The organism is Thalassospira sp. MCCC 1A01428 (assembly GCF_002115825.1).
Classification (GTDB): domain Bacteria; phylum Pseudomonadota; class Alphaproteobacteria; order Rhodospirillales; family Thalassospiraceae; genus Thalassospira.
The window spans coordinates 1-641 of sequence record NZ_JFJZ01000159.1 but is presented as its reverse complement, the minus strand read 5'-3'; the positions used below and the strand labels follow the sequence as shown (position 1 = coordinate 641).

Annotated in this window: 1 protein-coding gene; it reads right to left on the bottom strand. The window is 48.2% G+C overall.

The window, feature by feature from the left end; translation table 11 throughout:
- The coding region (locus THS27_RS26395; RefSeq protein ID WP_139835782.1) for a Rha family transcriptional regulator at window positions 1-423 on the bottom strand (423 nt) is incomplete at its 3' end.
- Between the last annotated feature and the right edge of the window lie 218 nt (window positions 424-641).

The window sequence follows — 641 nt, the reverse complement described above, 5'->3', positions numbered from 1 at the left end:
AATGGCGGTTACCTTTTTGACGACGGTTTTGACGATGCCAAGCGCACGCACCAGTTCATCGGGGATGGTGCGCAGCGTTTGTTCCATAGCGTTGAATTGCGCGATGTAGGCCTGCTTGAGAAGGGCTGCAGGTTTGCCGGTAAAACCGGTGACGAGAAACCAAAAGCCGTCCTTGGTCATGTCGAACGCCCGAGCTTGCTGTTTGCCGCCCTTGCCGTTTTCGTATTCAATGATTACTGGCTGATAATTCAGCCGGTAAAAATCTTCATCGCATTCCAGCTTGTCGATGTCACGTAATACGTTTTTGTGCAGCTTGCCAAAATATGCCGCGACATCGCGGCTGTTGGTCATGATCTGTCCGTGCTTGTTGAATACAGCGGGCTGTCCACCGTTGTCGTTGTGGGCTTTTAATGCTGTTGACATGGGAAAATACACCTATGCGGTTGATGATGCCGCAAAGGGTATATTTGCTATTCGCGTTTGTAAACGATTATTCGTTAAAACAAACGAAAAAATAAGCGATATATCGCGATTTGATATCGAAAACTGATGGAATTTCTGCGTTTTGCGTCGATCAGCGGATATGCTTTAAAGACTCGTGGCGATATACCCGCAGCTGAATCGTCGCCACCAATGGCGGA